This is a genomic window from Miniimonas arenae (assembly GCF_006351005.1).
GTDB classification, from domain to species: domain Bacteria; phylum Actinomycetota; class Actinomycetes; order Actinomycetales; family Beutenbergiaceae; genus Miniimonas; species Miniimonas arenae.
The window spans coordinates 1-4,059 of the sequence record NZ_VENP01000097.1 but is presented as its reverse complement, the minus strand read 5'-3'; the positions used below and the strand labels follow the sequence as shown (position 1 = coordinate 4,059).

Here is a 4,059-nt window from a genome sequence, read left to right as displayed (position 1 = left end):
GCGAATCGAACGCGTGTACCTAGAGTAAATCCGAGCAACGACAAACGCACCCCCCCCCCACTACGCACCTGTGGACATGGCGACACCCCACCGGCCTGGGGACAGCTGAGCAAGGTCGACGCGACGACAAGCAGCGCCCTCACGCCCAGGACGAAACCAATCGAGGTCGCTTGCCGCACCCTTGCGGTGCCACGGGACGCACGAGGCGACGTCGTCGGGAGCCTCACCGTTCGCCGTCGTCCGTTTGCTTGCTCAGCCGGCCTCCCCGCTCAGCCGCCCTCCCCGCTCCGCCGGCCTCCCTGCTCAGCCTGCCTCCCCGCTCAGCCACTCTCGCTCAGCCCAGCCCTGCTCAGCCCCCCACCGCCCGCCGCACCAGTGCGCGGAGGCGCTGCTCGACGTCGTCCGTGATCTCGGGGACGGCGTACGACGCCGGCCACATCTCGCCGTCGTCCAGCGCCGCGACGTCGTTGAAGCCGATCGTCGAGTAGCGCGTGTCGAACTTGCTCGCCGGCTGCAGGAACGTGAGCACCTTGTCGTCCTTGGCGTAGGCGGGCATGCCGTACCAGGTGCGGGGCGCGAGGTCGGGCGCCTCGGACCTGACGATGTCGTGGAACCGCGTCGCGAGGGTGCGGTCGGGCTGCGGCAGCGCCTCGAGGGCGTCGATGAGGGCCTGCGCCTCGCGCTCGCGCTTGGCCGCACCCTTGCCGCCGGTGGCCTGGGCCTTCAGCTCGGCGGCGCGCTCCTTCATCGCGGCGCGCTCGGCAGCGCTGAACGTGTCACCGGATCCGGTGCGGGTGTCAGCCACGGTGCTCGTCTCCTTCGGCCGTGTCGGACGCTTCGCCCGTGGCGGCCGTGGCGGCCGTGTCGACGCCACCAGCCGCCCCAGCCGTGCCCACCTCCTGCAGCCGGATGAGGTTCCCGGCCGGGTCGCGGAACGCGGCGTCGCGCACGCCGTAGTCCTGGTCGATCGGCTCCTGGACCACGTCGGCCCCCGCGGCCACGATGCGCTCGAACGCGGCGTCGAGGTCGGGCGTCGCGAGGTTGACGCCGAAGTAGCTGCCCTTGGCGATGAGGCGGAGCAGGAGCTCCTTCTCCTCCTCGGTGACGTCGTAGCCGACGCCGGGCGGATGCAGCACGATCGCCGTGTCGGGCTGGTCGGGCGGCCCGACGGTGATCCAGCGCATGTCCCCGTACCCGACGTCGAGGCGCACCTCGAAGCCGAGCACGTCGCGGTAGAAGGCGAGCGAGGCCTCAGGGTCGAGCTGCGGCAGGAAGCTCGAGTGGATCGAGATGGTGGTCATGCGGACACGCTAGGTCTGCGCCTCGGCGGGGCGCTTCTCGATTCCTGACCGATCACCTGACCAACCACCCGACCGATCACCTCACCGGCCTCCGGACCGGCCTGGTGACCTGCCGCACCACGCACGGCGGCATCCCCGGCAGCGGGTCGGCGCCGCGCTCGCGGTACACGCTAGGGGCGACGCCGATGAGCTCCTTGAACCGGGTGCTGAACGTGCCGAGGGACGAGCAGCCGACGGCGAAGCACACCTCGGTCACGGACAGCTCGGTCGTGCGCAGCAGCGTCATCGCCCGTTCGATCCGTCGGGTCATGAGATAGGAGTACGGCGACTCCCCGTACGCCGCCCGGAACTGCCGGCTCAGGTGCCCGGCCGACAGGTGCACGTCGCGCGCGAGCGACACGACGTCGAGGGGCTGGTCGAACTCCCGGTCCATCCGGTCCTTGACGCGGCGCATCAGCACGAGCGTGCCGAGGTCGGGACCGCCGGACACCAGATCTCCCTGGTCAGCCCAGCGCCGTCAGCAGGTCCGCGACGAGCGGCACCGAGCGGTCGTCCGCGGCCGGGGTGAAGCCCATCCGCACCACCACGAGGTCGGCGGACGGCACCACGTAGACGGACTGCCCGTCGTGCCCGCTCATCCAGTACGCATCGGCGGGCAGCTCGGGGTAGCGCAGCGTGCCGTCGGCCAGCTGGTTCACCCACCAGCCGAGGCCGTACCCGTCCTCCTGGCCGTCGACGTCCGTGTCGACCACCGACTCTGCCACCCACCCCTCGGGCAGCAGCCGCTCGCCGTTCCACACGCCGTCGTCGAGCACGAGCTGCCCCAAGGCCGCCCAGTCGCGCGGCGTGCCCCAGCCGTAGGAGGCGCACACCGGCGTACCCACGCCGTCGGGCTCGAGCACCATCGTGGACAGCCCGAGCGGCGCGAACAGCTCCTGGCGCGGGAAGTCGGCGCCGCCGTGGTCCGGGGCGATCACCGAGCACAGCAGCGTGATCGATCCGCTCGAGTACTGCTGGTATGTCCCCGGCTCGTGCGCGAGCGGCAGCGACGCGACGTAGGAGCCCATGTCCGGCTCGAGATACAGCATGCGCGTGATCGGCGTGCCGAGGTCGTACGTCTCGTCCCACTGCAGCCCGCTCGTCATGTCGAGCAGCTGACGCACCGTGATGTCGGCCCGCTCGTCCGTCCACTCCGGCCGAAGATGATCCTGATCGAGGGTGAGCTCTCCGTCGTGCACGAGGCGCCCGACCAGGAGGTTGGTGAGGCTCTTCGACATCGACCAGCCCAGCTGCGGGGTGTCGGCGGTGAAGCCGTCGGCGTAGCGCTCTGCCACGAGCTCGCCGCCCTGCAGCACCACCACGCCGCGCGTGCCGAGCGCGGTACGCGCCTCGCCGTCGAGGTCGATGCCGAACGCGGCGTCCAGCGCGGCCGTCACCTCGGGCGAGGCGTCCGGCGCCAACGGGACGGCCGACGTCGAGAATGGGTTCGCGGCGTCGCTCACCTCGGTCGGGGTCGGGAGGGTGGGGGGCGCATCGGCGAGCGTGCAGCCGAAGCCGGGCGTGAACCACGCGCGCTGGCGGGCCAGGACGCCGAGCACCGAGCCGGAGGCGCCGTCGTCGGTCACGGTCGAGCGCAGCACGGGTACGAGGGGGTTCGGCGGGAGGTCGGTCTCGGGATCGTCGCGGCCGGCGACATGCGTGACCGCGCACGCGTTGTGCGCGGCATACCCGGTCCCGGTCAGCAGCAGCGGTCGCTGCCACCAGTACGCGCCGACGACGGCGAGCACCACGACACCCAGCACCACCAGCACGATCCACCTCGACCTGCGCACGCGCAGACTATAGGCGACGCCTCGACGTCGCCTGTCGGTGCCCCGGCGTAGCGTCTGCGGCGTTCGCACGTCCCCAGCGAAGGAGACCGCCATGCGCGTTCTACAGACCGTCGTCGCGTTCGACGCGCCGGACCTCGAGGCCGAGAGCACGTTCTGGGCCGCGCTGCTCGGTGGGACCGCCGAGGTGGAGGACGAGAACTGGCACATCGTGTCGGTCGACGGCGAGGCGAAGGTCTGCTTCCAGCTCGCCCCGGACCACGTGCGCCCGCAGTGGCCCGACGGTCCGCAGCGGCAGCAGGCACACCTCGACGTGTACGTCGACGACCTCGCCGAGGCGGACGCGTTCGTGCTGGCGCGCGGCGCCACGCTGCTCAAGGTCAGCGACGACCCGACGGCGAGCGAGGGCTTCCAGGTCTACGCCGACCCCGCGGGGCACCCGTTCTGCCTCTGCTGGGGCTGAACGCCGCCGTGAGCACACCCGGCGCCGCGCTCTGCGCCGCCCTGGCCGGCGCGCTCCTCGTCAATGCGGTGCCGCACGGCGTCGCCGCCGTACAAGGCAGACCGTTCCCGAGCCCGTTCGCCGATCCGCCCGGCGTCGGGCCGTCGCCGCCACCGGTCAACCTCGCCTGGAGCGCGCTCAACGCGCTCGCCGGCGCGGCGCTCTTGCGCCGCTCGGCCGGCACGACGGCGGAGCGCACCTCCGCGGTCGTCGGCGGCCTCGCCATGGGTGCGGTTCTCGCGTTCCACTTCGGCAGCGTCCAGGCGGGCGGGACGGGTCTGCGCGGGCTGGGCCGCTGACCGCTGGACCCGAGGACAGCGTCGGCGGGCGAGGCGGGCGCGCACGCCCCGCGGGGGTCAGCGGGCGAGGCGGGCCCGCACGCCCCGCGGGGGTCAGCGGGCGAGACGGGCCCGCACGCCCCGCGGGG

General features: G+C 72.6%; 6 protein-coding genes. 2 read left to right on the top strand and 4 right to left on the bottom strand.

What is annotated here, in order from left to right; all coding sequences use genetic code 11:
* Positions 1–349: 349 nt before the first annotated feature.
* The 4 genes from FH969_RS14555 to FH969_RS14540 form a co-directional block, all read right to left on the bottom strand.
* Positions 350–805 carry an iron chaperone gene (locus tag FH969_RS14555; protein WP_199916446.1) on the bottom strand — a complete coding sequence of 152 codons (456 nt, stop codon included), beginning with the start codon at positions 803–805 and terminating at the stop codon, positions 350–352.
* Positions 798–1,301 carry a VOC family protein gene (locus FH969_RS14550; RefSeq protein ID WP_108718740.1) on the bottom strand — a complete coding sequence of 168 codons (504 nt, stop codon included), beginning with the start codon at positions 1,299–1,301 and terminating at the stop codon, positions 798–800. The genes FH969_RS14555 and FH969_RS14550 overlap by 8 nt, the downstream gene beginning before the upstream one ends.
* A 76-nt stretch (positions 1,302–1,377) precedes the next feature.
* Positions 1,378–1,755, bottom strand: coding sequence for a helix-turn-helix transcriptional regulator (locus FH969_RS14545; RefSeq protein ID WP_139987906.1), 378 nt, complete (start codon positions 1,753–1,755; stop codon positions 1,378–1,380).
* A gap of 49 nt (positions 1,756–1,804) precedes the next feature.
* Positions 1,805–3,133 (bottom strand): serine hydrolase domain-containing protein, encoded by a 1,329-nt coding sequence (locus FH969_RS14540; protein ID WP_139987902.1) that lies wholly within the window; start codon positions 3,131–3,133, stop codon positions 1,805–1,807.
* Between the two features lie 91 nt (positions 3,134–3,224).
* On the opposite strand from FH969_RS14540, the gene FH969_RS14535 reads away from it, so the two are divergent.
* On the top strand, positions 3,225–3,593 hold the full coding sequence (locus tag FH969_RS14535; RefSeq protein ID WP_139987900.1) for a VOC family protein: 369 nt from the start codon (positions 3,225–3,227) through the stop codon (positions 3,591–3,593).
* A gap of 8 nt (positions 3,594–3,601) precedes the next feature.
* A complete protein-coding gene (locus FH969_RS14530; protein WP_218975332.1) occupies positions 3,602–3,931 on the top strand; it encodes a hypothetical protein in 330 nt (109 codons plus the stop codon).
* The last annotated feature ends 128 nt before the right edge of the window (positions 3,932–4,059 follow it).